Source organism: Streptomyces sp. CNP082, from assembly GCF_059570535.1.
On record NZ_JCANSZ010000001.1, the window covers coordinates 300005 to 326178 of the forward strand.

Below are 26174 nucleotides of genomic sequence, written 5' to 3' on the forward strand. Positions count from 1 at the left end.
GGTTGAAGGCGGTCGCACGGTCCCGTACGGGCCGGGCGGCCGCCTTTCGTCCGCGCGAAAGGTCTGGACAAATAAGCGGGCCCGTGCTGTGGTGTCAGCGCACCGACTGAGAGCGCTCTCACCCGCCTGTGTTCCACCCCCACTCGACATGAGGGAACGACAGAAAGGTCCGCCATCGTGAGACGCACCTTCGGATTAGGGCTCGGCCTGTCCGCACTTCTGCTGGTAAGCACCTGGGGCGGCGCCGCCGCCCACACCCCCGCCGCCGGCGCGGACTCCTCCGCGCAGCGGCTCTCCCCCGGCCTGGCGACCGCGCTCCAGCGGGACCTGGGCCTGACGCCCGACGAGGCCCGGGAGCGGCTGGCTGACGAACGCCGGGCAGCCAAGGTCGAGAAGAGGGCCGAGCGCGCCGCCGGAGCCGCCTACGCCGGCTCCTGGTTCGACGCGGACAGCGGCCGTCTCACCGTCGCCGTCGCCGGCCAGGGGCGCGCGGACGCGGTACGGGCGACGGGCGCGGACGTACGCGTCGTCGAGCACAGCGCCGCGCGGCTGGACGCCGTGAAGAAGCACCTGGACGGGCTCTCCGCCCCCGCGGGCGTGGCCAGTTGGCGGGTGGACGCCCGCGCCAACAGCGTCCGGGTCGACGTCGTCGCCGGCAGCCGCGACGACGCCGCCGTCCGCACGTTCCTCGAACGGGCCCGCGCCGCAGGTCCCGTCGAGACCGGAACGGTCGCCGAGGCGCCCAGTACCTTCGCCGCCGGAACCGTCGGCGGGGACCCGTACTACACCGGCAACGTCCGCTGCTCCATCGGCTTCTCGGTGCACGGCGGCTTCGTCACCGCGGGACACTGCGGCGGCGGGGGCGCGGCGGTGTACGGCTGGGACCGCTCGTACATCGGCACCTTCCAGGGCTCGTCGTTCCCCGACAACGACTACGCCTGGGTCAGCGTCGGCAGCGGCTGGTGGACCGTGCCCGTTGTCCTCGGCTGGGGCACCGTGCCCGACCAGCTCGTCCGCGGCTCCGCGGAGGCCCCGGTGGGCGCCTCCATCTGCCGCTCCGGCTCCACCACCCACTGGCACTGCGGCAGGCTGCTGGCCAAGAACGAGACGGTCAACTACAGCGGCGGCGCCGTGGTGCACCAGCTCACGAAGACCAGCGTCTGCGCCGAACCCGGCGACTCGGGCGGCTCGTTCATCAGCGGCGACCAGGCGCAGGGCGTCACGTCCGGCGGCTGGGGCAACTGCAGCAGCGGCGGCGAGACCTGGTACCAGCCGGTCAACGAGATCCTCGGCCGCTACGGGCTGACGCTGCACACCGCCTAGCGCGACCGCACCCCCGGTCACCGGTCCCCCGCCGGTGACCGCCCGCCCGTGCCAGCCGCCCGCCGGCGGGTGGCACGGGCGTTCCGGCCGCATGATGATCATGGACTTGCGATGGCGGTCGGCGCGTGGAAGTATCTAGCCGCAGAAACCGCGCGCGGTTAGCTCAGCGGGAGAGCGCTTCCCTGACACGGAAGAGGTCACTGGTTCAATCCCAGTACCGCGCACAGCACGATGACAGCACAGCGCCACGACAGCGGGCCGGAGCAATGCGCTCCGGCCCTTTGCCATGCGGTCGTGTGCCCTCCGCGGAGGGCACACGACCGGGTCAGGACGAGAACAGCATCCGGGAGAAGCCGCCCTTGCGGTGCCCGTAGTGGCCGTGGCCGCTGTGGTGGCCACCGCCCCAGCCCGGACCCTGCTGCGGGTAGCCCTGGGCGGCCGGCGGCGGAGGCGGCGGGGCCTGCTGTGCCCACTGGGACTCGAGTCGCGTCAGGGTCTCCAGCTCGCCGTAGTCGAGAAAGATCCCCCGGCACCCGCTGCACTGCTCGATCTGCACGCCGTTGCGGTTGTACGTCTGCATCGGCGCACGGCACTTGGGACACTGCATGGTCGCCCTCAACTCCTCAGTTCTCCCGCCGCCACGGATGACGGACGGCGGCCATGGCTGCACAGCCTACGACGTGCCGCCCGGACGCGTCCCGGCCCCCGGTCCGTCCCCCGGCCCGTCCCCCGCCGCGGCGATCCGGGCGCAGGCGGCGAGCAGGTCGTGGTCGGTGTCGTCGAGGGGGCGCACGCCGGTCGCGCCGTCCACGAGGGCGCGGGCGGCGAGCTGGACGGTGAGGGTACGGGCCGGAATGTCGACCTCCGGCGGCCACAGGCCGTCGCCGGGGGCGACGGCGGGGCCGCCGGCCTCGCGGTAGCCGGCGAGGAAGGCGGCCCAGTCGGCGGCGGGGATGAGACCGGTGGCGTAGCCGGCGGCGGGGCGGGCGAGGTCCCAGGCGGGCTCGCCGAGGCCGAGGTCGTCCACGTCGATGAGGTGCCAGTCCCCGTCGGGGGCGGGGTGGCGCACGAGTTGGCCGAGGTGGAGGTCGCCGTGGCAGAGGAGGGAGCGGGGCTGTGCGCGCGGCTCCTCGTCGCGGGCCCAGGCGGGCAGCCGTTCCCAGGCCTGAAGGACGAGCGCGGCGGCCGGGGTGCGGCCGGGCGGGGCCTGCGCGGCGAGGGTGGCGGAGACGGGCAGGGGGCCGGTGGCGGGGGCGGAGGGCGGAACGGCCCGGGCGGCGCCGGGTATGCGCTCCGGCGCCGGGCCGGGGTCCGGGAGCGCGGGTTCCATGGACGCGGCGGACGCGGGGAACACAGCGGACGCGGCAGACGCGGGGAACGCGGCGGACGCGGGAGGCACGGGCTCGGGGGGCGTGAGCGTCGTGCGGAGGGCCGTGACGGCGCGGGCCGCGTTCGCCGGGCCGGACATCGGCGGCAGCGGGCCCGGCAGCCGGTCCGCCGGTACCGCGTGCAGCCGGGCCGCCAAGCGCCCCGCCTCCCGCCACGGCGCCGCCTCCGGGGCGTCCGGCGCCACCGTGGCTCCGTACGGCCAGCGGCTCACACGCCGGCCCTCGACGGGGCCGGTCAGCTCGCCGAGCGGCGCCAGCAGGATGCCGGCGAGCAGCGGGTGCGCGGCCACGCGCAGCCGGGCGGCCAGGGCGGCGGGGTCCAGGCGCGCGGCGTGGGCCTTGAGTACGGTGCCCCCGCTGCGTACGACGGTGACGTCCGGGCGGTCGACGATCACCGCGGGCTCGCCGGTGCCCCGGCTCAGCTCCGCCAGCCGGTCGACGAGGCGTGCGCGCACCGGGTCATCCTAGGCCCCGTACCGCGGCGGCCTGCATGAACGTGACGGGACCGGTGCGCGGGGCGGTGAGTGCGCGGGCACGGTGCCCGTACGGGACCGGTGTGGTGCCGTACGGCGAAGGCGCCGCGGCCGGCCAGCCCGGAAAACGCGTAGCCCGGGCGTCTCCCCAGACGCCCGGGCTGACACGTCCGTCCGCCGCACCCCCGTCCCCACGGGGCTGAGCCGGCTGTCCCCGGCCCGGGCCGCTCTCCCGGGCCTGACGGAGCTAACGCTCCATCATTCCGGCCACGGACGACGCATGTGTGATGACCGCCTCCCAGCCGCCGAAGACGACGGTGAGGACGATCGCCAGGGGCAGGACCATGGCGAGGGCGACCAGCGGGTGCCGGCGCTCCGACGGCTGTGCGCCGAACGCGGCGAGCGCCCCGGCGACGGCCTTGGGCCGTGCGGTGTGCTCCGCTGTCCTCTCCATTGCTCCCACTCCTGTGTTGGGGCGGCGGGCGTCCGACCTCGGGGGACGAGTGCTGCGCCCGCCGCTTGACGACAACATTAGGGAAATGATCGGCACCGGGCGTCATGCCCGCGTACTGATTGCCTGGCCTCCCGGAGGATGACTGCGGCGAGAAGTCGCTACTCCCATGGGTGGAGACCGCGTACTACGTCCCAGGGTCTTCCCGGAGGGGGACCTCGACGTCCGTCCGCGGCACGGGATGCTCCACCAGGGCGAGCACCCTGTTGGCCATGAACCGCGCCGTGCGCACCACCGACCCGCTGCGCGTCACCTCGCTCACCTCCACCACGCCCCGGCGCACCGACGTCTCGACCCTCCGGCCGGCGCGCGAGGCCACCACCTGGTACGTCCGCGTCGTGTCCCCCGCGTCCACGACTATCTCCACTCGATCGCCCTTCACCGTCCCGCATCCCCCTTCCTCGGGGCCGCACTTGGGCCCGGCCATATCTCCAGGATCCCACCTGGGACTGACAATTCGGCCCGCCGCACGGCGCCCTGCCAGCGCGGGCGGCGGTCAAGTCCGTAAGCTGTGCACGGCAGACAGACCGGGCAGCGGGGATGGTTACGGCATGGCGATGATGCGGCTCCGCCGGGAGGATCCGCGTGTCGTCGGCTCGTTCCGGATCCACCGGCGGCTCGGCGCGGGCGGCATGGGCGTGGTCTACCTGGGCTCGGACCGGCGCGGCCAGCGGGTCGCGCTCAAGGTGATCCGGCCGGATCTGGCGGAGGATCAGGAGTTCCGCTCGCGGTTCGCCCGCGAGGTCTCGGCCGCCCGGCGGATCCGCGGCGGGTGTACGGCGCGGCTGGTGGCGGCCGATCTGGACGCGGACCGGCCGTGGTTCGCCACGCAGTACGTACCCGGCCCCTCCCTGCACGACAAGGTCGGCGACGAGGGGCCGCTGCAGGCCGCGCGGGTCGCGGCGATCGGCGCGGCGCTCTCCGAGGGCCTGGTCGCCGTGCACGAGGCGGGCGTAGTGCACCGCGACCTGAAGCCGTCCAACATCCTGCTCTCCCCCAAAGGCCCAAGGATCATCGACTTCGGCATCGCCTGGGCCACCGGCGCCTCGACCCTGACGCACGTCGGCACGGCGGTCGGCTCGCCCGGGTTCCTCGCGCCCGAGCAGGTGCGGGGGCAGCCGGTGACCCCGGCGAGCGACGTGTTCTCGCTGGGCGCCACGCTCGCGTACGCGACGACGGGCGACTCGCCGTTCGGGCAGGGCAGTTCCGAGGTGATGCTCTACCGGGTGGTGCACGAGGAGCCGCTGCTCGACGGGGTGCCGGACGCGCTGGCGCCGCTGCTGCGCACCTGCCTGGCGAAGACGCCGGACGACCGGCCGTCGACGCTGCAGTTGTCGCTGCGGCTGAAGGAGATCGCCGCCCGCGAGGCGCACGGCGCCGGGCCGGAGGCCGCCTCGCCGCGCCGCCCCGCCGCGGAGCGTGCGGCCCCGGGCCCGACGGCCGCGCACCGGCCGCCGGCGCCGCGGGCGACGGGCGCGGGCCGGCCGGGACCGGGCGCCGGGCACCGCCCGGGGCCCCACGGCACCGGGCGGCCGGGCGCCGGGCAGCGGCCCGGACCGGCGCAGCGGCCGGGGCAGCGGGCCGGCGGCAGCGGTGCGACCCGGGGGCCGGCGGTGCCGGAGCGCGCCCGGCCGGCCGCGGAGCGCGGGCGGCCGGCGGAGCAGCGGACGCAGGGGTCGCGCGGCGGGGCGCGCGAGGGCGCGGCGGCGGCGCGGAAGCCCGCACCGCAGCGGCGGCCGACGCCGGACCGGGCGCGGCTGATGCGGCAGCGCCTGATCGTGTTCGTGACGGTGACGCTGCTGGTCGCGCTCGGCATCGCGGCGGCTCAGGGCTGCCAGGGCCCGCTGTAGTACTCCCGGTGGATCACGCCGGGGCGCCCCGCCCCGAGGTCGTCCACCGTGCCCGCGGCGGCCCTGCGGCGGTTTTCGGCCACGGCCCGCGGCCTGGCCGCGGCGCCGGGTTCAGGTCCCGGCCGGGGCCGTCGCCACCGCGTAGAACGCGACGGCCGCGGCGGCGCCCACGTTGAGCGAGTCGACGCCGTTCGACATCGGGATACGTACCCGCTGATCCGCCGCCCGCAGGGCCCGCGCCGACAGCCCCGCGCCCTCCGTGCCCAGCATCAGCGCGACCCGCGGCAGCCGCTGCGGCGCGGCTTCGGTGATCGGCACCGCCCCCGGATCCGGGGTGAGGGCGACGAGGGTGAAGCCCGCCTCGCGGACCGTCTCCAGGTCGTGCGGCCAGGAGGTCAGCCGCGCGTACGGCATGTGGAAGACGGCGCCCATGGAGACCTTCACCGACCGCCGGTACAGCGGGTCCGCGCAGTCCGGCGAGAGCAGCACGGCGTCCATGCCGAGGGCGGCGGCGCTGCGGAAGACGGCGCCGACGTTGGTGTGGTCGTTGACGGTCTCCAGCACCGCGACGCGGCGGGCGCGCGCCAGCAGCCCGGCGGCGCCGGGCAGCGGCCTGCGGTGCATGGAGGCGAGCGCGCCGCGGTGTACGTGGTAGCCGGTGACCTGCTCGGCCAGTTCGGGGCTGACGACGTAGACCGGCGCGGGCAGCGCGTCGATGACGTCCCGCATCACGTCGACCCACTTGGCGGAGAGCATCATGGAGCGCGTCTCGTAGCCGGTATGGACCGCGCGCCGGATGACCTTCTCGCCCTCGGCGATGAACAGCCCCTCCGCCGGCTCGCGCCGGCGGCGCAGCTCGACGTCGGTGAGGCCGGCGTAGTCGGACAGCCGCGGGTCGGCGGGGTCGTCGATCGTGAGGAGTTCTGCCACGGCACGATCCTGCCGTGCCGCGGGCGGGATTCCGGCACCGGGGTACGCGACGGGCGCCGCCCCGCGCCGTGTCCGCCCCGTCAGCCGGGCCCGTGCGCCGCCACCTCGCCGACGACGATCACCGCGGGGGGCCGCACGCCTTCCCGCGCCACCGCCGCGGCGGCCGTGGCGAGTGTGGCGTCCACCCGGCGCTGCGCCGACGTGGTGCCCTCCTGCACGATCGCCACCGGCGTCGCCGGGTCGCGCCCTTCGCGTACGAGCGTCTCGGCGATGGCCCCGATCCGCTCCACGGCCATCAGCAGCACCAGCGTGCCCCGCAGCCGCGCGAGCGCCGGCCAGTCGACGAGCGAGCGCTCGTCGTCCGGCGCGACATGGCCGCTGACGACGGTGAACTCGTGCGCCACCCCCCGGTGGGTGACCGGGATGCCGGCGGCTGCCGGGACGCTGATCGCGCTGGTGACGCCCGGCACCACCGTGCACGCCACGCCCGCCCGCGCCAGCGCCTGGGCCTCCTCCATGCCGCGGCCGAAGACGAACGGGTCGCCGCCCTTGAGCCGGACGACGGCCTTGCCCGCCCTGGCGTGCTCGATCAGCGCGTCGTTGATGGCCTGCTGGGCCATGGCCCGGCCGTACGGGATCTTCGCGGCGTCGATCACCTCGACGTGCGGCGGCAGTTCGTCGAGGAGGTCGCGGGGGCCGAGGCGGTCGGCGATGACGACGTCGGCCTCGGCGAGCAGCCGGCGGCCCCGGACGGTGATGAGGTCGGGGTCGCCGGGGCCGCCGCCGACGAGCGCGACGCCGGGGACGCGCGTGCGGTGGTGCGGGGCGCTGAGGGTGCCGTCGCGCAGGCCCTCCACGACGGCGTCGCGGACGGCGGCGGAGCGGCGCGGGTCGCTGCCGGTGAGCACGGCGACGGTGACGCCTTCGCTGCGGCCGGTGGCGGGGGTCCAGGCGGTGGCGGCGGAGGCGTCGTCGCTGCGTACGCACCAGACGCGGCGGCGCTCGGCCTCCGCGGAGGCGGCGGCGTTGGCCGCGGGGTCGCGGGTGGCCACGACGGCGTACCAGGCGCCTTCCAGGTCCCCGTCCGCGTACGGCCGCCGCTCCCACGTCAGCTCGCCGGCGTCGGCCATCGCCTCGACGGAGGGGGTGGCCGACGGCGAGACGAGAGTGACCCGGGCGCCGGCGGCGAGCAGCGCGGGCAGCCGCCGCTGGGCGACCTGGCCGCCGCCGAGGACGACGACGCGCCGGCCCGCGAGGCGCAGGCCGACGGGGTAGGCGAACGCGTCGGAGCCGGGGGCGGAGCGGTCGGGGTGACGGGACATGGCGAAGCTGCTCCTCGTACGGTGTGCCGGCCGCTGCGGCGCTGGAGCGGCGGTTCGTCGCGGACTGCGGTGCCGGCCGCGGCCGTGCGGCCCGCGACGCCAACCCTATGGCCTGCGCCGACGCCACACCGCGGCAGCGACGCCCGCGGTGCGTATCCGGGGCGGGCCCGGGACGCACGCGGAGGGGGACTCGGCGGGTGCTGACCGTACGCCGACGCCACGCCGCGTCGGCGGCCAATGCCGGACGCGCGGGCCGCCACCGCGGCGCGCGTACGCCACGGCCGGGGCCGTACGCCCGCGCTCAGCCCTTCTCCGTCACGCCTGCCGCGTCGAACGTCGCCACCTCGTGCACCGCCCGCGCCGCGCTCTGCACCAGCGGCAGCGCCAGCAGCGCGCCGGTGCCCTCGCCGAGGCGCAGGTCGAGGTCGATCAGCGGGCGCAGCCCCAGCTTCGTCAGCGCCGCCGCGTGCCCCGGCTCCGGGCTGCGGTGGCCGGCGATGCAGGCCGCCAGCGCCTCCGGCGCCACCGCGCGGGCGACCAGCGCCGCCGCGCCCGCGCTCACCCCGTCGAGCACGACGGGCGTGCGCAGCGAGGAGCCGGCCAGGATGAAGCCGACGAGCGCGGCGTGCTCCAGGCCGCCGACCGCGGCCAGCACGCCGACCGGGTCGGACGGGTCGGGGCGGTTGACCTCGATGGCGCGGCGGACGGCCTCGACCTTGCGGGCGTACGTCTCGTCGTCGACGCCGGTGCCGCGGCCGGTCACCTCGGCGGGCTCGGAGTCGGTGAAGACGGCGATGATCGCGGCGGACGCGGTCGTGTTCGCGATGCCCATCTCGCCGGTCAGCAGCGCCTTGTTGCCCGCCGCCACCAGGTCACGGGCGGTCTCGATGCCGACCTCGACGGCCCGCAGCGCCTCCTCGCGGGTCATCGCGGGGCCCGCCGTCATGTCCGCGGTCCCCTCGCGCACCTTCCGCGGCACGAGGCCCGTCTGGGCGGGCAGTTCGGCCGCCACGCCGACGTCCACGACGCACACCTCGGCGCCGACCTGGGCGGCGAAGGCGTTGCAGACGGCGCCGCCGCCGAGGAAGTTGGCGACCATCTGGCCCGTGACCTCCTGCGGCCAGGGCGTGACGCCCTGCGCGTGCACCCCGTGGTCACCGGCGAAGACCGCGACGGCCGCGGGCTCCGGCACCGGCGGCGGGCACTTGCGGGACAGGCCGCAGAGCTGCGCCGAGATGATCTCCAGCATGCCGAGCGAGCCGGCCGGCTTCGTCATCCGCTTCTGCCGCTCCCACGCCTCGCCGAGCGCCTTGGCGTCCAGCGGGCGGATGCTCTCCAGGGTCTCGGCGAGCAGGTCGTGCGGGTCCTCGCCGGGCAGCGCGCGGCGGCCGTAGCTCTCCTCGTGGACGACCCAGGACAGCGGGCGGCGCTTGGACCAGCCGGACTGCACCAGCTCCGGCTCGTCGGGGAACTCGTCGACGTAGCCGACGCAGAGGTACGCCACGACGTGCAGGTGCTCCGGCAGGTCCAGCTCGCGGACCAGCTCGCGCTCGTCGAAGAAACTGACCCAGCCGACGCCGAGGCCCTCGGCGCGGGCGGCGAGCCAGAGGTTCTCGACGGCGAGCGCGGAGGAGTACGGGGCCATCTGCGGCTGGGTGTGCCGGCCGAGGGTGTGCCGGCCGCCGCGGGTGGGGTCGGCGGTGACGACGATGTTCACCGGGGTGTCCCGGATGGCCTCGACCTTCAGCTCCTTGAACTGCTTGGCGCGGCCCTTGGGCAGGCTCTTCGCGTACGCCTCGCGCTGGCGTGCGGCCAGCTCGTGCATCCGGTGGCGGGTCTCCTCGGAGCGGATGACGACGAAGTCCCAGGGCTGGGAGTGGCCGACGCTGGGGGCGGTGTGGGCGGCCTCCAGGACGCGGAGCAGCACCTCGTGGGGGACTGGGTCGGAGCGGAAACCGTTGCGGATGTCGCGGCGTTCGCGCATGACGCGGTGGACGGCGGCGCGCTCGGCCTCGGCGAAGCCGGGGGCGGCGTCGGCGGCACCAGGGTCATGGGGGGCATCGGGTGCAGGGAGATCGGCGGGTGTGCCGGGGGTCCCGGGCGTGCCCGTGCCGTCCGCCGGGGTGGCGGAGACGGAGGCGGGCGCGGCCGGCGCCTCGTCCGCGGGGGCGGGTCGGGGGGCCGAGGAGGCTTGCACCGGTACGGACACGGCGGAGCCGCGCCGTCGCCGGCCGCGGGCTGGGGTCCCGGCGGTGCCGGCGCGCTGCGCGCTGTCGCCCGCGGGCTGCGCCTCGGCCGAGGAGCCGGCCGCCGCTTCCCCGACGGTGCCGGCCGACGAGCCGGCCGCGGCGCCCCCGGCGGTGCCGGCGGCCTCGGCGCCGGTCGGGACGCCCACCGAAATCCCGCGCCGCCCACCGGCGGCGGCGTGCACGGCGCCGTCGAGGGCGGCCTCGTCGCCCGCCGCCCGCGCGGCGGGGACGCCGGCCGCCTGACCGTTCGCCGCCCGCGCCCTGGCACCGTTGACGGGCTGCGCGCTGGTCACGGCCTGCCGCCCGGCCGCGGGCCCTCCGGCGGGGTCGTCCTGACGGCCCGGCTGGGCCGGGGAGTTGCCGCCGGACGGCCCACTGGCCTGCACGGCCGTGGCTGCCGGGTCGACCGGCACATCCACGCCGGCGGGGACCGCCCCGGCTGCCGGCGGGGCGGTCGCGGCGGAGTCGTCCTGGCCCCCGGCCGGGGCCGGGGAGTTGCCGCCGGGCACGGCGTGGGGCACGGACCCGTCGACGGACAACCCACCCAGCGCCTGGCCCCCGGCGGAGCCCACCGACCCGACCGGCACGACCGCGCCACGCCGATCCGCAGCGCCGCCCCCGGACTGACCGCCCGATACGGCGTGGGGCACGGCCCCGTTGACGGGTTGCGCACTGGGCGTACGGCCCTCGCCAGAGCCTTCCGCCCTGCTCACCACGGCGGCACCGGCGCCGGAGCGAGTCGCGGCACCGTTACGGGTCCGGCCGGCGGGTGCAGAACGCGGCGCAGCCCCGGTCACGGAGTCGCCACCGGGCGCCTGCCCTGCCGCGCCGCCCTCCGGCCCGTCCGGCGCGGCGGCGCCGGGCTGTCCGTCCGGTACGGCGTGCGGCACGACCGCGTGCGCGGAGCCGGCGCCCGGCGCCTGGCCCGCGGCGGAACCCTCCGGTCCGCTGGACACGGCAGCGGCAGCGGCCAGTTGGCCGTCGCGTACGGCGTGCGGCGCGGGCCTCTCCACGGAGACACCGCCGCCCCGCGGCCGGCCTCCTGCGTCGCTCTGCGGGCCGCCCGGTGCGGCGCCGGTCTCGGCCGCGGCACCGTCGGCGGGCCGAGCGCCGGGCACGGCGTGCGGCGCGGCGCCGGCGGCGGGTTCACCGCCGGCTGCCTGCGGATCGCCCCCGGCCGCCGCGGCGCCGGGCTGCCCACCCGGGGCCGCCCGGTTCGCCTGTGCTGCCTGCGCTGCCGCGGAGGTTGCGTCCACGGGCTGCGCCGCTGTGCCGTTGGCGGACTGCCGCCCGTGGGTTGCGGTGGTGGCGTCCGCGGGGTGCGTCCCGGCGGAGCCGGTCGAACTCCCTGACGGCGGCACGGACCCGCCGTCGGCGGAGATCCCGCGGCCCAAAGACGCGCCCGCCGAGGCCGCCGCCCTGCGGACGGCGGCCTGCGCCGCGTCCACGGGGGCGGGTGCCGGTGCACCGCCCGCGCCCTGCTCGGCGGCGGAGCCGGCGCCCTGCGCCGCCGCGACCGGTGCACCGTTCGCCGCCGGGCCGGTCCCGTCTGCCGTGCCCTGCACGGCCGTTGCGCCGGACGGCCGGCCGCCCGCCACGGTGGCGCCGCCGTGCGCGGGGGCCGCCTCCGGACCGTGCGGCGGCACCGGGAGGGGGACGGCCACCGGGCCCTCTCCGCCGGCGAGCGGCGGCTGAGACTGGGCGGCGGCCGTCTCACCGTTTGCGGGGTGCGACACCGTTGTCCAGCCCGCCGGTGCGGGCGGGATCTCGCCGAGTTGCGGGCCGGGCAGGTGGGGCGCGCCGGCAATGGTGACGTCCAGGTACTCAGGACCGACCGTCGGCGGCCCCTGCGTACGTACCGGCGGCTGGGGAACCTGCGTGCCCTCCCCCGCCGCCTGCGGCGCTACGGATCCCTCCGAGGTCTGCGCCGGCTGCCCGGAGGTGGCGGTGCTCTGTTCGAGGGCGCTTCCGCCCGTTGTCGCCGGGCCGGGCCCGGACGTCTGGTCTACGGCGGGCTGCCCGCCGGCCGTCGTCTCCCCGTCCGCGCCGTCCGCCGCCGGAGCGCCCTGGTCCGGTACGGCACCCGCCGCCGCTCCGGCAGGCGCACCCGGCCCGGAGTCCTGCGCACCGTCCGCTGCCGCGGCCAGCGCCCCGCCGGTCTGCCCGGCCCTCGCGACGGAGCCCGGCCCCGCGGCAGTGCCCTGGGCGCTCGGCGCGGAACCGGCGGCGGAGTCCGCCGGCGCGGGGGCGCTCTGCCCGGTGCCCGGTGCCGCGTCCGGCCGCGGCGACCCACCCGTGGCCTGCGGCGTCGCGGCCTGCGGGCCCGCCGCGGTCGCCGGAGCCGGTGAACCGGCGCCCGTACCGGCCGCGTTGCCGCCGTCCGTCGCAGCGCCACCGGCAGCGCCGTCCGCAGTGCCCTTGCCGTCCCCGGCGCCGGCCGCATCCGCGGCGGCGACCGCCTCGCGCGTGTCCACGGAACCGCTCGCCGGTCCCCGGTCCGCGAGCGAACGCACCACTCCCCCGGCCGTCTCCGGCACCGGCGGGCCCATGTGCAGCGGACGCCGCTGCCCGCCCGTGGCCGGCTCCGTACCGCCCGCGGCGGGCGCACTCCGCGTGCCGGCGGCGGCCGGAATCCGCGGGTCGGTCCAGGCGCCCTGCGCGCCGGGGAGGAACAGGAAGTCGTCGTCGTCCACCGCGCCTTCGGCCGCGGGGGCGGTCCCGGCGGGCGCGGCGGGGTCCGGCTGGGCGGCGGCGGGTGCGGGGGCGGGGTGGTGTCCTCCGGCGGCGTCGTCCGGCTCCGGCTGGTGCCCCTCCGGGAGCTTGCCGGTGTCAGTCATGCGTCCGTACCCCTCGCCCATCGTTCCAGCTCCTTCCCCGACCGTTCGTCCGGCAGCAGCCCCCCGCGGGACAGACCGGCTGCCCATAGCTAGAACGAGCACACCCCGCCCGGCGGCACGACCGTCCCGCAGGGATTACGTTCCCGACAACTACGACAAGACCCCCGGACATTACCGGCATTCGGCCACGCTGCTACGAATTCCCCCTACGCCCTGCGGGCGTGGGAGGTACCCCCTAGTCACGGCGCAACAGTCGGCCAGCCTACCCGTAATCCGCACGCGAGTCCGGCTGGGGTCGAGCCCGGCGGGCGCACCGCGGGGAGCACCCGGCGCACGCCTCCCGCGCGCCAGGAGCGCATCGCGCGCACCCCGCGCCTCAGCCCGCGCGGCTCCCCGCGATCAGGAACACCACGGTGCGCTCCCGCTCCCGCCACCCGGCGCCGTCCCCCGCGTCCGCGGGGGGCGCCGGGTCGAGGTCGACGGACTGCAGCAGCGAGCACTCCACGGCGTATCCGGCGTCCGCGAGGGCCCGTACGACCTCCTCCGCGCCGTCCCGGGTACGGGCGTGCGCGACGATCCGCTCGGGGCGCCGGGCCGCACACTCCGCGACGACTCCCGCGCCCCCGCCGCCGACCCGGACGACGTCCGGCTCCGGCAGGTCGCTGAGCACGCCGGGGGCGGTGCCGTGGACGGTCTGCAGCAGCACCCCGAAGCGGCGGGCCGCGGCGGCGGCGCGGGCGCAGGCGTCGGGGTCGCGGTCGACGGCGATGACGGCGGCGCCGAAGCGCGCGGCCTCGACCGCCGCGGCGCCGCAGCCGGAGCCGATGTCCCACACCAGGTCGCCCTGCCGGGGCCCGAGCCGGGCGAGTTGGAGGGCGCGCAGTTGCGGCGCCTCGCCCTCGTCGGGGGCGGCGGCGTACTCGGCGGCGGGCAGGCTCCAGCCGCGCACCGCGGGCGGGTAGCCCGCGTCGTGCCCGGCGAGCCAGCCGCCGGGCGCGGCGGCCCCGGGGCCCGTGGGCCCGGCCCCCGCCGCCCCTGCCCCGACGCCTCCGCCGATCACCAGCGTCACGTTCGGGTCCCGCCACACGTGCTCCGCCACCTTGTCGGAGGTGAGCACCGTCACACGCTCCTGCGCCCCGCCGAGTTCCTCGCAGATGACGAACGTCCGGTGCACGTCCCGCAGCAGCAGGGCGAGTTCGGCGGGGCCCGCGCCCGGCGAGGTGAGGACGGCGACTTTGGGATGCGCCCGGCAGACGTTCACGGCCCGGCGCAGGTTGCGCTCGTGCGCGACGACGACCTGTGCGTCGTCCCACGGCATCCCGGCGCGGGCGAATGCGGCGGCGACGGACGAGACCGCCGGCAGCACCTCGACCTCCAGGCCGTGTTCAGGGGCGCGCAGGGTGCGTACGACACCGAAGAAGCCCGGGTCGCCGTCGGCGAGGACCACCGCCGTGCCGCGGTGCCGGGCGATCCTGCGGGCCGCCAGGCCCACGCTGCCCAGCCTGATCCGCTCGGCGCCCGGCGGCACTTCGGGCAGGGCGAGGTGGTGTGCCGCCCCGGCCACGAGGCTGGCCGCGCCGAGCGCGGCGCGCGCCGCCTCGGTCAGCGGAGAACCGTCCCACCCGATCACGGTGACCCGGTCCGCCATCGCTCACTTCTCTCCTGGTCGTCGCTGCGGCGCGCGCCGGCAGGCCGGCGCCCGCTCCCGGCCCGCGGCGCCGCGCGCGTGCGTCGCGCGTACGTGCGGCGTCGATGCGCGGGCACGCCGGGGATCAGGGAGCGTCAGAGCACACTACTCTCGCCGTCCGCGTCCAGGTCCTCCGGCAGCAGACTCCAGACGATCAGGTCGGTGCGGATGTCCGTCCAGCCGCCGTCCTCGGTGCGGGTACGCGCTATCCAGGCGTTGCGCAGCACCCCCTCGCTGATGCCGCCGATCTTCTGCGCGACCTGCTGCGCCGCGGTGTTGTCCGCGGTGGTGCGCAGCTCCAGGCGCTCGAACTTCTGCACGTCGAAGAGCCAGCGCGCGACGGCGAGCACCGACTCCGCGGCGTACCCCTCGCCGCGCGCCCAGGGGGCGACGACGAACCTGGCCTCGGCGGCCAGCGTGCGCCAGTCGGTCCGCCGCAGGTGGACGATGCCGACGAGGCGCTGGGTGAGGAACTCCGAGACCGCGAAGACGATGCCCCGGCCGCCGGTGCGTTCGGCCGGGGCCACGCGTGTCACCCAGTCGCAGGCGTCGTCCCGGGTGTACGGGTGCGGCGCCTGCGTCCACGCGGTGACGGCCTCGTCGTTCATCATCTCTGTCAGCGCCGGCACGTCCTGGTAGTCGAACGGGCGGAGCACCAGCCGGTCCGTGCTGAGGGAGACGTCCGGGAAGGTGGATGACATGCGCTTCTCCGAGTGCGTGGACCGATGGGGAGCTGACTCGGACAGCATGCAGCATCCGCGGGCGGATGTGCCACGGCTCAGTTCACGGGGCCGAACACCGGCACGGACGAGGGGAACTCCTTCTCCATGAACTCCTTTGTCTCCGGGGAGTTGAGCAGCTCGCCGAGCTTCTTGATCTCGGGGTCGTCGGCGTCGTCCGCCTGGACGGCGAGGATGTTGACGTACGGGTTGCCCTCTGCCTGCTCCAGCGCGATGGCGTCCGAGCGCGGGTCGAGGCCGGAGTCGATGGCGTAGTTGCCGTTGATGACGGCGGCGTCGACGTCCTGGAGCGCCCGCGGTGTCTGGGCGGCCTCCAGCTCCCGGATGTCCAGGCCGCGGTCGTCGGCGATGTCGTCGAGGGTGGCGTTCAGGCCGGTGCCGTCCTTCAGCTCGATGAGCCCTTCGGCGTCGAGGAGATGGAGGGCGCGGCCCTCGTTGGTGGTGTCGTTCGGTACGGCGACGGTGTCGCCGCTGCCGATGCCGGAGACGTCGCCGGTCTCGTCGGAGTAGAGGCCGAGGGGTTCGACCAGCACGCCGACGGTCGGGACGATGTCGGTGCCGTTCTTGTCGTTGTAGTCGTCGAGGAACGGGGTGTGCTGGAAGAAGTTGGCGTCGACCTCGCCGTTCGCGACCGCCTCGTTGGGCTTGACGTAGTCGGTGAACTCGCGGATGCGCAGGTCGATTCCGGCGTCCTCGGCGAGGTTGTCCTTGACGAAGGTCAGGATCTCCCCGTGCGGCACGGGCGTCGCGGCCACGGTGACGGTATCGGCGCCGCCGTCGCCGCCGTCGGAGGTGAGGTTGGCGGTGCCCACGGTGAGCGAGCCGACGAGGGCGACGCCGGCCACCGCGGTGACCCCGGCCCGCGCCGGGCGGGAGATGCGCAGGTAGGCGGCGCTGCGGGTGCTGCGGTCGCTGAGGCTGCGGACGAAGAAGTCGCCGATCAACTGCACCGCGTTGACGAGGATGACGAGCAGCACGACGGTGACGAGCATGACGTCGCCCTCGTAGCGCTGGTAGCCGTAGCGGATGGCGACGTCACCGAGGCCGCCGCCGCCGACGGCGCCGGCCATGGCGGAGTAGCCGACGAGGGCGATGACGGTGGTGGTCAGCCCCGCGACCAGGGACGGCAGCGCCTGCGGCAGCAGCGCCTTGACGACGACGGTCCAGGTGCTGCCGCCCATCGCCTGCACGGCCTCGGCGAGGCCGGCGTCCACCTCGCGTACCGCGGTCTCGACCAGCCGGGCGAAGAAGGGGATCGCGCTGATCGCCAGCGGCACGATGGCGCCCTTGAGGCCGATGGACGTGCCGACCAGCGCGCGGGTGAACGCGGTCAGCGCCAGCATCAGGATGATGAACGGCAGCGAGCGGCCGACGTTCACGACGAGCCCGATGACCCGGTTGACGAGGACGTTCTGCAGCGGCCGGCCGCGGTCGGTGAGGACCAGCAGCACCCCCAGCGGGGTGCCGACGACGACGGCGATGAGCGCCGCCCAGCCGACCATGGCCAGGGTCTCCCACAGCCCGGTCAGCAGCTCGGGGCGTATCTCGGTCCAGCTCACTTGGCACTCTCCAGGGCGGGCAGGCCGGCGGCGTCGGCGCCGGCCAGGTCGATCTGCAGGCCCTGCTCGCGCAGGAAGCCCAGGGGGACGACGTTCTCTTCGTGCGAGCCGGGCAGCTCGATGCGCATCCGGCCGACCTGCCGGCCGCCGACGGTGTCCATGGCGGCGCCGAGTATCGACACGTCGAGGTTGTAGGTGCGGGACAGGTGGGAGATCACCGGGCGGCCGGCGGTGTCGCCGTGGAAGGTGATGTCGACGATGGTGCTCGTGGTCCCGTACGCCTCGCCGCCCACGGGGAAGAGCTGGGCGGCGATCTCGGAGCCGGGGGTGGCCAGCAGGTCGTCGAGCGTGCCGGATTCGGTGATGCGGCCGGAGCGCATCAGGGCGGCGGAGTCGCAGACGGCCTTGACGACGTCCATCTCGTGGGTGATGAGCAGGACGGTCAGGCCCAGCTCGCGGTTGAGTTCGCGGAGCAGCTCCAGGACGGAGCGGGTGGTCTCGGGGTCGAGCGCGGAGGTGGCCTCGTCGGAGAGGAGCACCTGCGGGTCGCCGGCGAGCGCGCGGGCGATGCCGACGCGCTGCTTCTGGCCGCCGGACAGTTGCGCCGGGTACGCCCTGGCGCGGTCGGCGAGGCCGACGAGGTCGAGGAGTTCGAGCGCCTTGCGGGCGCGCTCCTGCCCGGACAGGCCCAGGATCTCCAGCGGCAGTTCGACGTTGTCCTGCACCGTGCGGGCGCTGAGCAGGTTGAAGTGCTGGAAGATCATGCCGATACGGGTACGGGCGGCGCGCAGCTCGCGGCCGGACAGGGCCGTGAGGTCCTGGCCGGCGACCGTGACGGTGCCGGAGTCGGGGCGCTCCAGGAGGTTGATGCAGCGGATGAGGGTGGACTTGCCGGCGCCGCTGCGGCCGACGACGCCGAAGACCTCGCCCTCGCGTACGCGCAGGTCGACGCCGTCCAGTGCGGCGGTCTCGCGACCGCGGGAGCGGTAGACCTTCTTGAGGTCCGTAACTGTGATCACGTGTGTTCCATCGCTCTCGGGTGCCCGGCCGCGGGCGCGGGCGGGCACGGCGCGCCCACGGCGGGGCGCGCTGCTCGGGTGGCTGGAGTGGCAGGAGTGCTCCCGGCGGCGCATACGGGGGGTGCGGCGCGGTCTGGGGGCACGCGGGCTCGGCTCTCGGCGCGGCCGTGCGGGGCACGGCGGCGGAGCGGCCCGCGGACTCGCTTCGGGGCGCGAGTCTCGTGACGGGGGCCCTCAGCGGTGCATTCGACACATACAACGAGCACCGGGCGGCATGTGCATCGCCTCGGTCGCACAGGTGCGGCTGCTCGTCGTGGTCATGCGGGTCAGTAAAACAGATCGCCGGCGCGGGCCGGGAACGCTGTCCGTATTGCGGACAGTCCGGGACGGGCCCCGACTCGCACCCGCGAGAACCGCGGTGACCTGCACGCACGCGCTATCGGGCGGGAAGCCGGCGGGGCGGTACGTGGTGCGCGCTGTGGTCAACGCCACGGCGGCGGGGGCGTGGCGGGAGGTGTACGCACAGCGCCGGGACCCGGATCAGCGGGCGGGGGACGACGCAGTAAGGTCGAGTCATGTTCCTCCCCTTGACGATCGCGGTCGCCGTGGCCGCGCTCGTCCTCGCGGCCTGGTGCGGGCACGCCACCGTGAAGGACCAGCCCACGAAGGACTGGCACTTCGCCGCCATGGCCGTGGTGACGCTCTTCGCGCTCGCCCAGGTGGTCGTCGGCCTGGTGCAGCTCGGCCGCGGCGAGGACCCGGACGAGGGCACGGCGGTGTTCGTCTCCTACCTGATCGCCGCCGCGCTCGCGGTGCCCGCGACGGGCTTCCTGTCGCTGTCGGAGCGCAGCCGCTGGGGCTCGGCGACGGTGGCCGCCGGGGGTTTCGTCCTGGCGGTGCTGGAGGTCCGGCTGCACGACATCTGGGCGGGCACCGGTGGCTGAGCGGCAGCCGGCGGCCGGAGAGCCGCCCCGCGAGGGCGGGCACGCCGGGCTGTCCAGCGGACCCGGACGGCTGATCCTCGCCCTGTACGGAGTCTTCGCGGTCGGCGCCACCTCGCGGGCGGTCTACCAGCTCAGCACCCAGTTCGACGAGGCGCCGCTCGCCTACGTGCTCTCCGCGCTGGCCGCCGTCGTCTACATCGTCATCACCGCCGCCCTCGCGCGCGGCGGTGAGACGGCCCGGCGGCTCGCGCTGGTGTGCATCACCGCCGAGCTGATCGGCGTGCTGGCGATCGGCACGTGGACCGAGGTGCAGCCGTCCGAGTTCCCGGACCAGACCGTGTGGTCCGACTACGGCCGCGGCTACCTGTTCCTGCCCGTGATCCTGCCGGTCGTCGGGCTGTGGTGGCTCAGGAAACAGCCGTCGCGGCGCCCTGCGGAGCCTTCTCCAGAGTGACCAGGCTCAGCCTGGCGCTGACCTTCTCGGTGCCCACCGGCTCGTAGCCCAGCCGCCGGTACAGGCGCAGGTTCGCCTCGCTGCGGTGCCCGGTGAAGAGCTGGAACCGCTTGACCGGGTCCCCGCCCTCGGCGAGCCGGACCTCCATGGCGAGCAGCAGCCGGGCGCCGAGGCCGTGGCCCTGCATCCGGGGGTGCACGATGAGCCGGCCGATGACGGCGGTGCCGTTGACCTCGACCGTGCCGCGGACGGCGCCCACGACCTCGTCGCCGAGGCGGGCGACGACGGCGGCGCCGCGGTCGAACTCCGCGCGCAGTTCGTCGAGGGTCTCGGTGAGCGGAGGTATGCGGTAGTCCCCGTAGAGCGCGGCCTCGGCCTGGTAGCAGAGGTACTGGAGTTTCAGGACTTGCTCGGCGTCGTCGTTCGTCGCCGGCGTGATCGTCACACTCTTGCCCATGCCGCGCCCGCCTCCCTTTGCACCCAGTAGACAGACCGCAAGAACTTGCGGCCTACCGCGTGTTTCCCCGCACTTCACCCGGCGCAACCTCCGCCGTGAGCATTCTGCGCGGCGCGGTCGGGCCCTGGCTACGGACGGAGCCGAGGCTGCCCTGTGATATTGCCAACTCGCCTGAGATGTCCGGGTACGTGGCGCCGGGCGGAGGGGGCCGCCGCCGGCCGGCGGCGGCCCCCGCGGGTCAGCCCCGGGCGAGGAAGTCGTCCCGGGCGAGCAGCCCGGTGTCGGCGTTGTCGGTGAAGATGCCGTCGATGCCCGTCTCGAAGTAGACCTGGAACGCGCCGAAGGCGTCGCCGTACTGCGCCGGGTCCGTGCCGGTGCGGAAGTCCGCGGGCAGGAAGGTGTTCTCGTTGCGCATCGTGTACGGGTGCAGCACAAGACCGGCGTCGTGCGCGTCGCGGACGAGCGTCGTGGGCTGAAGCAGCCTGCCGCCGGAGTCCTTCGGGATGATCAGGTCCAGGGTGGGGCCGAGGCCCTTGGCGAAGCCCGCGATCCACGCCAGCCCCTCGGGCGTGACCAGGTCGGCGACGGTGCGCGGGTCGCCCGCCTCGACGAAGTCCCACGGCCGCGAGGACGCCCCGCCGAGCAGTACGACGCCCGGGGAGCCGACGAGCCCGGCGAGCCGCTCGACGCTGGTGGGCTCGAACGACTGCAGGAAGACGGGCGAGTCGGCCTTGTCCCGGCCGTAGCGGCGCAGCAGCCGCGCCAGCGGCTGCTCCAGCTCCAGGCCGATGGACCTGAAATAGCTGGGGTGTTTCGTCTCCACGTGGAGGTATACGGCCCGGCCGGTGGCGCGCCGCTGCCGCTCCGCCCACTGCAGCACCTCTTCGAAGGCGGGCACCTCCCAGCGGCCGTTGTAGAGGGTGTTGCGCTGCCGTACGTCCGGAATGCGCTCCGTGGCGCGCAGCGTCTTCAGCTCGGCGAGGGTGAAGTCCTCGGTGAACCACCCGGTGAGCTGCACGCCGTCGACCGTCTTGGCGGCCTTGCGGTCGGCGAACTCGGGGTGGTCCGCGACGTCGGTGGTGCCGCCGATCTCGTTCTCGTGGCGGCAGACGAGGTGGCCGTCCCTGGTCGGCACGAGGTCCTGCTCGATGACGTCGGCACCCAGGTCGAGGGCGAACTGGTACGCGCCGAGGGTGTGTTCCGGCCGGTAGCCGCTGGCCCCGCGGTGCGCGATCACCGCCGGGTGCGCCAGCCGCCCGCCCGGCCCGCCGCTGCCGCCGGACCCGCCCGCGGCCCGCGCCGTACCGGGCAGGCCCACCGCGGCCACCGCGCCGCCCAGCGCCGCCGCGCCGAGCACCGCGCGTCTGCCGGGCTGCTGCCGCTCCGTACCGCCGTCGCTCATGTTGCTACCTCTCCGTCGTACCCGCGCCGTGCCGGCGCCTCGGCAAAGACGGCCCGATGGTAGGGCGCGACGGCGGGGGTGCGGGAGACGTACGGCGGCGGCCTCGTGAAATCGGCGGCAACACTGCGTCACGGGCCGGTTGAATCCGGGGTGGGAACGGCGCGGACGGGCGAGTATCGTCGCAGGCGTCACCATCCCGACCGGAGGACCCTTCGTTGTTCCGCATTCTGATCAAGGCACTGCTCGGCGTGCTCATGCGTGTCCTGTACCGCCCCCGGGTGGAGGGCCACGAGCACATTCCCGGCACGGGCCCGGTCGTCCTCGCCGGCAACCACCTCACGTTCATCGACTCGATGTTCCTCGGCCTGATCGTCAAGCGGCCGGTCTTCTTCATCGGCAAGGACGAGTACGTCACGGGCAAGGGCGTCAAGGGCCGGCTGATGGCCTGGTTCTTCACCTCGGTCGGGATGATCCCGGTGGACCGGGACGGCGGTCGCGGCGGCGTCGCGGCGCTGATGACCGGGCGCCGGATCCTGGAGGAGGGCAGGGTCTTCGCCATCTACCCGGAGGGCACCCGCTCCCCCGACGGCCGGCTGTACCGGGCGCGTACGGGCGTGGCGCGGCTGACGCTCATGACCGGTGCGCCGGTGGTGCCGTTCGCGATGGTCGGCACGGAGAAGATCCAGCCGGGCGGCGCCGGCCGGCCGCGGATCGCGCGGTTCACGGTGCGCTTCGCGGAGCCGCTGGACTTCTCCCGCTACGAGGGCATGGACCGCGACCGGTACGTGCTGCGGGCGGTGGCCGACGAAGTGATGAGCGAGGTCATGCGGCTGTCCGGCCAGGAGTACGTGGACGTGTACGCCACGAAGGTCAAGTCCGCGGCCTGAGCCGTACGACCCCGCAGCCACGCCGCCCCGCGGCGGCGCCTACTTCTGCAGCACCTCCACCGCACCGCCTTCCCCCGGCCCGTCGTCGCCCGGCCCGTCGCCCCGCCCGTCGTCCCCCGCGCCGCGCATCCCGGCAGGCAGCCCGTCCGGCGGACCGCCCGCGCCGCGCGCGCCGGCGTCGGGCAGCCAGAGCACGAACGTGCTGCCCGCGCCCACCCGCGAGAAGAGCCGCGGCCGGCCGCCGTGCGACTCCACGATCTGCCGCACGATCGCCAGGCCAAGACCCGCGTGCCGGTCGCGGGGCTGGCCCTCCTGTCCGGCGTCGCCGCGCCAGAACCGGTCGAAGACCCTGGCCTGTTCACCCTCGCCGATGCCGGGCCCCGCGTCCTGCACCGCGATCCACAGCCAGCCCTCCGCGCGGCCGGCCGCGGCCGTGATGCGGGTGCCGGGGGGCGCGAGGCGAACCGCGTTGGAGAGCAGGTTGCCGACGGCGCGGCGCAGCGCGTACGGGTCGCCGATGAGCACCAGGCCCTCGTCCAGCCGGCGCTGGATCGACAGCCCGCGCTCCGCCGCCAGCGGCGCGAACTCCTCGCACGCCTCGTCCGCCACCACCGCCAAGTCCACGTCCGCGTCCGCGAACGCGGCGGCCGAACGGCGGGCGGTGGCGAGCAGGTCCTCCACCAGCCTCGTCATCCGCGTCGTGGCCCGGTCGACGACGGCGACGGCCCGCCGGCGCTCCTCCGGCTCCGACTCCTCGGCACAGAGCACCGCGTCGAGGTTGGCCCGGATGATGGCCAGCGGGGTGCGCAGCTCGTGCGAGGCGTCGTCCACGAGCTGGCGCTGCGCGGCGAACGCGCCGTCGAGCCGGTCGAGCATGGAGTCGACCGTGTCGGCGACCATCCGCAGCTCGTCGCGGGGGCCGTCGAGCCGGATGCGGCGGGAGAGGTCGCTGCCGGCCTGGATCTCCTCGGCGGTGCGGGCGATGGCCCGTACGGGGCGCAGCGCCCGGCCGGAGAGTACCCAGCCGGTGCCGAGGCTGGCGACCGCCACGCCGCCGAGGACAGCGAAGGAGAAGGTGCGCAGGTTGCCCAGCGTCTCGTAGTTGACCGCGGCCTCGACGTCCTCGGCCTTGACGACGTCGATGTCCCCGACCCGTACGCCGTCGACCCGCTTCTCGGCCCGCAGCTCCTTGCTGACCGGCTGGGCGTCGCCGCTGCGCTGCACCGCGACGTACGCGCCGCCGAGTACGAGCGCGGTCAGGCAGAACACCAGCACCGAGTAGAGCACGGTGAGCCGGAAGCGGATGGTGTGGACGAACGCCGGGAGCGGCAGCCGGGGCCGACTCACGGCGTCTCCTCCTTCAGCCGGTAGCCGTGCCGGATGACGGTCTCGATCAGCGGCTCGTCCTGGCCGGTGACCTTGCGGCGCAGCGAACCGACCGTGACGCGCACGGTGTTGGTGAACGGGTCGGCGTTCTCGTCCCAGACGTGCTCCAGCAGTTCTTCGGCGGAGACGACGCGGCCCGGCCGGGTCATCAGGTAGTGCAGCACGCCGAACTCCTTGGGGGTGAGCCGCAGCGCGCGGCTTCCGCGGTACGCCTCGAACCTGGCGGTGTCCAGCCGCAGTTCGCCGACCGCCAGGACGGACGTGCCGCCCTCGTCGCGGCGCAGCAGGGCGCGTATGCGCGCCAGCAGCTCGGGCAGCGCGAACGGCTTGACGAGGTAGTCGTCGGCGCCCGCGTCGAGGCCGCGGACCCGGTCGGCGAGGCGGTCGCGGGCGGTGAGCATGAGAATCCGCGGGCCGCCGGGGGCCGCGCGGATCTCCCGGCAGACGGTGAGGCCGTCGCCGTCGGGCAGGGTGAGGTCCAGCAGCACGAGGTCGTACTCGTTGACCCCGAGCTTCTCCAGCGCGCCGTCCACGTCGGCGGCGGTGTCGACCGCGTACCCGGAGCGGACCAGACCGACCCTGAGCGCGCCCACCAGGTCCTCTTCGTCCTCGACCACGAGAATCCGCATGGCACGAACCTAGTCGCCGTCGATGATGGAGTCCGCCGCCCGGACCGCGTCCTCCACGGGCACGGCGAAGCCGATGCCGATCGAGCCGCCGCCGCCCCGGTCCAGCGAGGCGATGGCGGTGTTGATGCCGACGACCCGGCCCCGGGCGTCGACCAGCGGGCCGCCGGAGTTGCCGGGGTTGATGGAGGCGTCGGTCTGCACCGCCCGCTGCTGTGCGCCGCCGCCGAGGGAGACCTCCCGCTCGACGGCGCTGACGATGCCGGAGGTGACGGTGCCGGACAGGCCCAGCGGCGAGCCGATGGCGAGGACCGAGTCGGCGACGGACAGGTCCGCGGAGCGGCCCATGGGCAGGGGGCGCGGGGCGTACGACCCGGTCACCTCCAGCACCGCCACGTCCCGGCCGGTGTCGCGGCCCAGTACCCGTGCGTCGACGCGGCGCCCGCTGTGCAGCACCAGGGTGGCGTCGGTGGCGCCGCCGACGACGTGGGCGTTGGTGAGGACGCGACCGCGGTCGTCGAAGGCGAAGCCGGAGCCCTGCCGTTCGCCGGCCTGCACGGACACCACGCCGGGCAGCACCCGGGCGGCGACGCTGTCGAGGTCGCCCGGGTTCTGCCCGGCGGCGGCCGGCGGGGGGACGCCGGCCGCCGCCTCCTCTCCGCCCGCGGGACCGCGTAGTCCGCCGGCGGCGAACCCGGCCGCGCCGCCGGCGAGGACTGCGGCGACGACGGCGACGGCCAGGGCGCGGTTCGCCGCACGGCGCGGCGCCGGGGGCGGGGTCGGGGGGACGGGGGCGGGGTGCGCCGCGGCCGGCGGCACGGGTCCGGGCGCCGGCCGCGGAGCCGCGGGGCCGGTGCGGGCGCCGGCGGTGAACGCAGGGCCGCGGGGTTCACCGAGGCCGGTACGGGCGTGGGTCACGGTCGTTCTCCTCACGGTAGGCGCGAGAACCACAGCAGGGACGTGGCCGCGGCCAGCAGCGCCGCGACCAGCGCGGCGGCGACGAACCACTGCCAGATCTCGCGCTCCTCGGTGCGGTAGCCGACGGAGCTGCCGATGTCCTCGTACACGGCCTCCAGTTCCTCGCCGGAGGCGGCCTCGTGGAACGCGCCACCGGTCGCGGTGGCCAGCTCCTCCAGCGCGGGGCCGTCGACCGGCACGGGCACGCTCTGCCCGCTGGCCAGGTCGATGGCGCCGGTGTCGGTGCCGTACGCGATGGTGGACACCGGGATCCCGGCCGCAGCCGCCTCCTCGGCGGCGGCGGGCGTGTCGCGGCCGGTGGTGTTCTGCCCGTCGGAGAGCAGTACGACGTGCGCGGGCGGTGGCTCGCGTTCGGCCTGTTCGTCGAGGGTGCGGATGGCCTCGGCGGAGGAGAACACCGCCTCGCCGATCGCGGTGCCCTGCCGGGTGTCCAGCCGGTCGAGCGCGCGGCGCATGGCCTCGCGGTCGGTGGTCGGCGGCAGGGCGAGGGTGGCGGTGCCGCTGAAGGTGACGAGCCCGACGTTGAACCGCTCGGGCAGTTCGGCCACGAACGCCTGGGCGGCGTCCTGCGCGGCGGTGAACCGCGACGGCTGCACGTCGGTGGCGCGCATCGAGGCGGAGACGTCCAGCGCGACCATGATCGTCGCCCGCTCGCGCGGTACCTCGGTCTCGGCGGTGGGCCGGGCGAAGCCGACGATGAGCAGCCCGGCCATGGCGCAGAACGCGGTGGCGGGCACGTGCCGGCGCCAGTGGGGGCGGTGGGGCATGACCTTGTCGAGCAGGTCCACGTTGGTGAACCGCACGGCGTAGCGGCTGCGCCGGGCCTGCGTGACGACGTAGGCGACGACGAGGGCGGCGAGCGGCACGAGCAGCACGAGCCACCCGGGCGAGGCGAGACTCATGCGGCACCTCCGGGGAAGCGGCTGGGGCGGCGGACGCACGTACGGTGCCGGCGCGGGCGGGTGCGGTCGAAGGGGCACGCCCGGAGCGCTGGGCCGCCGCCGGAGAAGTACGCGCTCGGCGCGGGGGCGACGCTGGAGAAGTACGCGCTCGGCGCGGGGGCGACGCCGGAGGGGGACGCGCACGACGCGGGCGCGGCGCCCGGGTGCGCGCCGGTGTGCCGCCGCGCGCGGGTGCAGGGCGCAGGTCTCC

At 75.8% G+C, this 26174-nt stretch carries 22 protein-coding genes, 1 tRNA gene and 1 pseudogene; 6 read left to right on the forward strand and 18 right to left on the reverse strand.

All coding sequences use genetic code 11. The features are described 5' to 3' along the window. Nucleotides 1–177: 177 nt before the first annotated feature. Together B124_RS01290 and B124_RS01295 are read left to right on the forward strand one after the other, a co-directional pair. Nucleotides 178–1323 carry a S1 family peptidase gene (locus B124_RS01290; RefSeq protein WP_496500702.1) on the forward strand — a complete coding sequence of 382 codons (1146 nt, stop codon included), beginning with the start codon at nucleotides 178–180 and terminating at the stop codon, nucleotides 1321–1323. A gap of 152 nt (nucleotides 1324–1475) precedes the next feature. Beyond that, nucleotides 1476–1547: transfer RNA gene (locus B124_RS01295), tRNA-Val, on the forward strand. Between the two features lie 101 nt (nucleotides 1548–1648). On the opposite strand, the gene B124_RS01300 is transcribed toward B124_RS01295, so the two are convergent. The 4 genes from B124_RS01300 to B124_RS01315 form a co-directional block, all read right to left on the reverse strand. Further along, on the reverse strand, nucleotides 1649–1930 hold the full coding sequence (locus B124_RS01300; protein ID WP_496500703.1) for a TFIIB-type zinc ribbon-containing protein: 282 nt from the start codon (nucleotides 1928–1930) through the stop codon (nucleotides 1649–1651). Between the two features lie 66 nt (nucleotides 1931–1996). Then, nucleotides 1997–3166 carry a phosphotransferase family protein gene (locus tag B124_RS01305; protein WP_496500704.1) on the reverse strand — a complete coding sequence of 390 codons (1170 nt, stop codon included), beginning with the start codon at nucleotides 3164–3166 and terminating at the stop codon, nucleotides 1997–1999. Nucleotides 3167–3431: 265 nt separating this feature from the next. Next, nucleotides 3432–3638, reverse strand: a complete 207-nt coding sequence (locus B124_RS01310; RefSeq protein ID WP_496500705.1) for a hypothetical protein — start codon at nucleotides 3636–3638, stop codon at nucleotides 3432–3434. A gap of 184 nt (nucleotides 3639–3822) precedes the next feature. Next, nucleotides 3823–4077 carry a DUF8836 family protein gene (locus tag B124_RS01315; RefSeq protein WP_496500706.1) on the reverse strand — a complete coding sequence of 85 codons (255 nt, stop codon included), beginning with the start codon at nucleotides 4075–4077 and terminating at the stop codon, nucleotides 3823–3825. Nucleotides 4078–4246: 169 nt separating this feature from the next. Here B124_RS01315 and B124_RS01320 point away from each other — a divergent pair, with 169 nt between their 5' ends. Then, entirely contained in the window at nucleotides 4247–5545 is a 1299-nt protein-coding gene (locus B124_RS01320; protein WP_496500707.1) for a serine/threonine-protein kinase, read from the forward strand. A 111-nt stretch (nucleotides 5546–5656) separates the two neighbouring features. Here the strand turns inward: B124_RS01320 and B124_RS01325 are convergent, their stop codons facing one another. From B124_RS01325 to B124_RS01360, 8 genes and pseudogenes are all read right to left on the reverse strand, one after another. After that, entirely contained in the window at nucleotides 5657–6475 is an 819-nt protein-coding gene (locus B124_RS01325; protein ID WP_496500708.1) for a TrmH family RNA methyltransferase, read from the reverse strand. 80 nt (nucleotides 6476–6555) lie between these two features. Further along, complete coding sequence (cobA, locus tag B124_RS01330; RefSeq protein ID WP_496500709.1) at nucleotides 6556–7797, reverse strand: uroporphyrinogen-III C-methyltransferase; 1242 nt, start codon at nucleotides 7795–7797, stop codon at nucleotides 6556–6558. A gap of 301 nt (nucleotides 7798–8098) precedes the next feature. Beyond that, complete coding sequence (gene cobT / locus B124_RS01335; protein ID WP_496500710.1) at nucleotides 8099–12883, reverse strand: nicotinate-nucleotide--dimethylbenzimidazole phosphoribosyltransferase; 4785 nt, start codon at nucleotides 12881–12883, stop codon at nucleotides 8099–8101. A 376-nt stretch (nucleotides 12884–13259) separates the two neighbouring features. After that, the gene (gene cbiE / locus B124_RS01340; RefSeq protein ID WP_496500711.1) at nucleotides 13260–14531 is read right to left on the reverse strand and encodes a precorrin-6y C5,15-methyltransferase (decarboxylating) subunit CbiE; all 1272 of its coding nucleotides are present in this window, start codon (nucleotides 14529–14531) and stop codon (nucleotides 13260–13262) included. Between the two features lie 134 nt (nucleotides 14532–14665). After that, entirely contained in the window at nucleotides 14666–15271 is a 606-nt protein-coding gene (locus B124_RS01345; protein ID WP_496500712.1) for a GNAT family N-acetyltransferase, read from the reverse strand. A gap of 77 nt (nucleotides 15272–15348) precedes the next feature. Then, nucleotides 15349–16155, reverse strand: a complete 807-nt coding sequence (locus B124_RS01350; RefSeq protein WP_496500766.1) for a MetQ/NlpA family ABC transporter substrate-binding protein — start codon at nucleotides 16153–16155, stop codon at nucleotides 15349–15351. Continuing rightward, a pseudogene (locus B124_RS01355) lies at nucleotides 16150–16869 on the reverse strand (methionine ABC transporter permease); the annotation flags it as partial. The pseudogene B124_RS01355 and the gene B124_RS01350, both read right to left, overlap by 6 nt. After that, nucleotides 16866–17888, reverse strand: coding sequence for a methionine ABC transporter ATP-binding protein (locus tag B124_RS01360; protein WP_496500713.1), 1023 nt, complete (start codon nucleotides 17886–17888; stop codon nucleotides 16866–16868). The pseudogene B124_RS01355 and the gene B124_RS01360, both read right to left, overlap by 4 nt. Before the next feature lie 575 nt (nucleotides 17889–18463). Here B124_RS01360 and B124_RS01365 point away from each other — a divergent pair. Both B124_RS01365 and B124_RS01370 read left to right on the forward strand, forming a co-directional pair. Beyond that, nucleotides 18464–18832: a hypothetical protein gene (locus B124_RS01365; RefSeq protein ID WP_496500714.1), complete on the forward strand. Its 369-nt coding sequence runs from the start codon at nucleotides 18464–18466 to the stop codon at nucleotides 18830–18832. Beyond that, complete coding sequence (locus B124_RS01370; RefSeq protein ID WP_496500715.1) at nucleotides 18825–19286, forward strand: hypothetical protein; 462 nt, start codon at nucleotides 18825–18827, stop codon at nucleotides 19284–19286. The genes B124_RS01365 and B124_RS01370 overlap by 8 nt, the downstream gene beginning before the upstream one ends. Here B124_RS01370 and B124_RS01375 read toward each other — a convergent pair. Both B124_RS01375 and B124_RS01380 read right to left on the reverse strand, forming a co-directional pair. Further along, on the reverse strand, nucleotides 19240–19743 hold the full coding sequence (locus B124_RS01375; protein ID WP_496500716.1) for a GNAT family N-acetyltransferase: 504 nt from the start codon (nucleotides 19741–19743) through the stop codon (nucleotides 19240–19242). The two genes, B124_RS01370 and B124_RS01375, sit on opposite strands and share 47 nt — an antisense overlap. A 238-nt stretch (nucleotides 19744–19981) precedes the next feature. Next, nucleotides 19982–21145, reverse strand: a complete 1164-nt coding sequence (locus tag B124_RS01380; protein WP_496500717.1) for a glycerophosphodiester phosphodiesterase — start codon at nucleotides 21143–21145, stop codon at nucleotides 19982–19984. Nucleotides 21146–21360: 215 nt separating this feature from the next. Between B124_RS01380 and B124_RS01385 the strand changes: the two genes are divergently transcribed. Next, nucleotides 21361–22032, forward strand: coding sequence for a lysophospholipid acyltransferase family protein (locus B124_RS01385; RefSeq protein ID WP_496500718.1), 672 nt, complete (start codon nucleotides 21361–21363; stop codon nucleotides 22030–22032). A 39-nt stretch (nucleotides 22033–22071) separates the two neighbouring features. Here the strand turns inward: B124_RS01385 and B124_RS01390 are convergent, their stop codons facing one another. The 4 genes from B124_RS01390 to B124_RS01405 are packed head-to-tail and all read right to left on the reverse strand — an operon-like array spanning nucleotide 22072 to nucleotide 25924. Then, entirely contained in the window at nucleotides 22072–23379 is a 1308-nt protein-coding gene (locus tag B124_RS01390; protein ID WP_496500719.1) for a sensor histidine kinase, read from the reverse strand. Next, on the reverse strand, nucleotides 23376–24047 hold the full coding sequence (locus tag B124_RS01395) for a response regulator transcription factor (RefSeq protein WP_496500720.1): 672 nt from the start codon (nucleotides 24045–24047) through the stop codon (nucleotides 23376–23378). The genes B124_RS01390 and B124_RS01395 overlap by 4 nt, the downstream gene beginning before the upstream one ends. Before the next feature lie 9 nt (nucleotides 24048–24056). Further along, the gene (locus tag B124_RS01400; RefSeq protein WP_496500721.1) at nucleotides 24057–24962 is read right to left on the reverse strand and encodes a S1C family serine protease; all 906 of its coding nucleotides are present in this window, start codon (nucleotides 24960–24962) and stop codon (nucleotides 24057–24059) included. Nucleotides 24963–24973: 11 nt separating this feature from the next. Continuing rightward, on the reverse strand, nucleotides 24974–25924 hold the full coding sequence (locus tag B124_RS01405; protein ID WP_496500722.1) for a VWA domain-containing protein: 951 nt from the start codon (nucleotides 25922–25924) through the stop codon (nucleotides 24974–24976). Nucleotides 25925–26174: the final 250 nt, after the last annotated feature.

Bases quoted from the DNA above. Each gene is read 5' to 3' on its own strand.
- B124_RS01375 (WP_496500716.1), bottom strand. From the start codon at position 19,743: ATGGGCAAGAGTGTGACGATCACGCCGGCGACGAACGACGACGCCGAG.
- B124_RS01365 (WP_496500714.1), top strand. From the start codon at position 18,464: ATGTTCCTCCCCTTGACGATCGCGGTCGCCGTGGCCGCGCTCGTCCTC.
- cobT (WP_496500710.1), bottom strand. From the start codon at position 12,883: ATGACTGACACCGGCAAGCTCCCGGAGGGGCACCAGCCGGAGCCGGAC.
- B124_RS01300 (WP_496500703.1), bottom strand. From the start codon at position 1,930: ATGCAGTGTCCCAAGTGCCGTGCGCCGATGCAGACGTACAACCGCAAC.
- B124_RS01320 (WP_496500707.1), top strand. From the start codon at position 4,247: ATGGCGATGATGCGGCTCCGCCGGGAGGATCCGCGTGTCGTCGGCTCG.
- B124_RS01395 (WP_496500720.1), bottom strand. From the start codon at position 24,047: ATGCGGATTCTCGTGGTCGAGGACGAAGAGGACCTGGTGGGCGCGCTC.
- B124_RS01345 (WP_496500712.1), bottom strand. From the start codon at position 15,271: ATGTCATCCACCTTCCCGGACGTCTCCCTCAGCACGGACCGGCTGGTG.
- B124_RS01310 (WP_496500705.1), bottom strand. From the start codon at position 3,638: ATGGAGAGGACAGCGGAGCACACCGCACGGCCCAAGGCCGTCGCCGGG.
- B124_RS01380 (WP_496500717.1), bottom strand. From the start codon at position 21,145: ATGAGCGACGGCGGTACGGAGCGGCAGCAGCCCGGCAGACGCGCGGTG.
- B124_RS01405 (WP_496500722.1), bottom strand. From the start codon at position 25,924: ATGAGTCTCGCCTCGCCCGGGTGGCTCGTGCTGCTCGTGCCGCTCGCC.
- cobA (WP_496500709.1), bottom strand. From the start codon at position 7,797: ATGTCCCGTCACCCCGACCGCTCCGCCCCCGGCTCCGACGCGTTCGCC.
- cbiE (WP_496500711.1), bottom strand. From the start codon at position 14,531: ATGGCGGACCGGGTCACCGTGATCGGGTGGGACGGTTCTCCGCTGACC.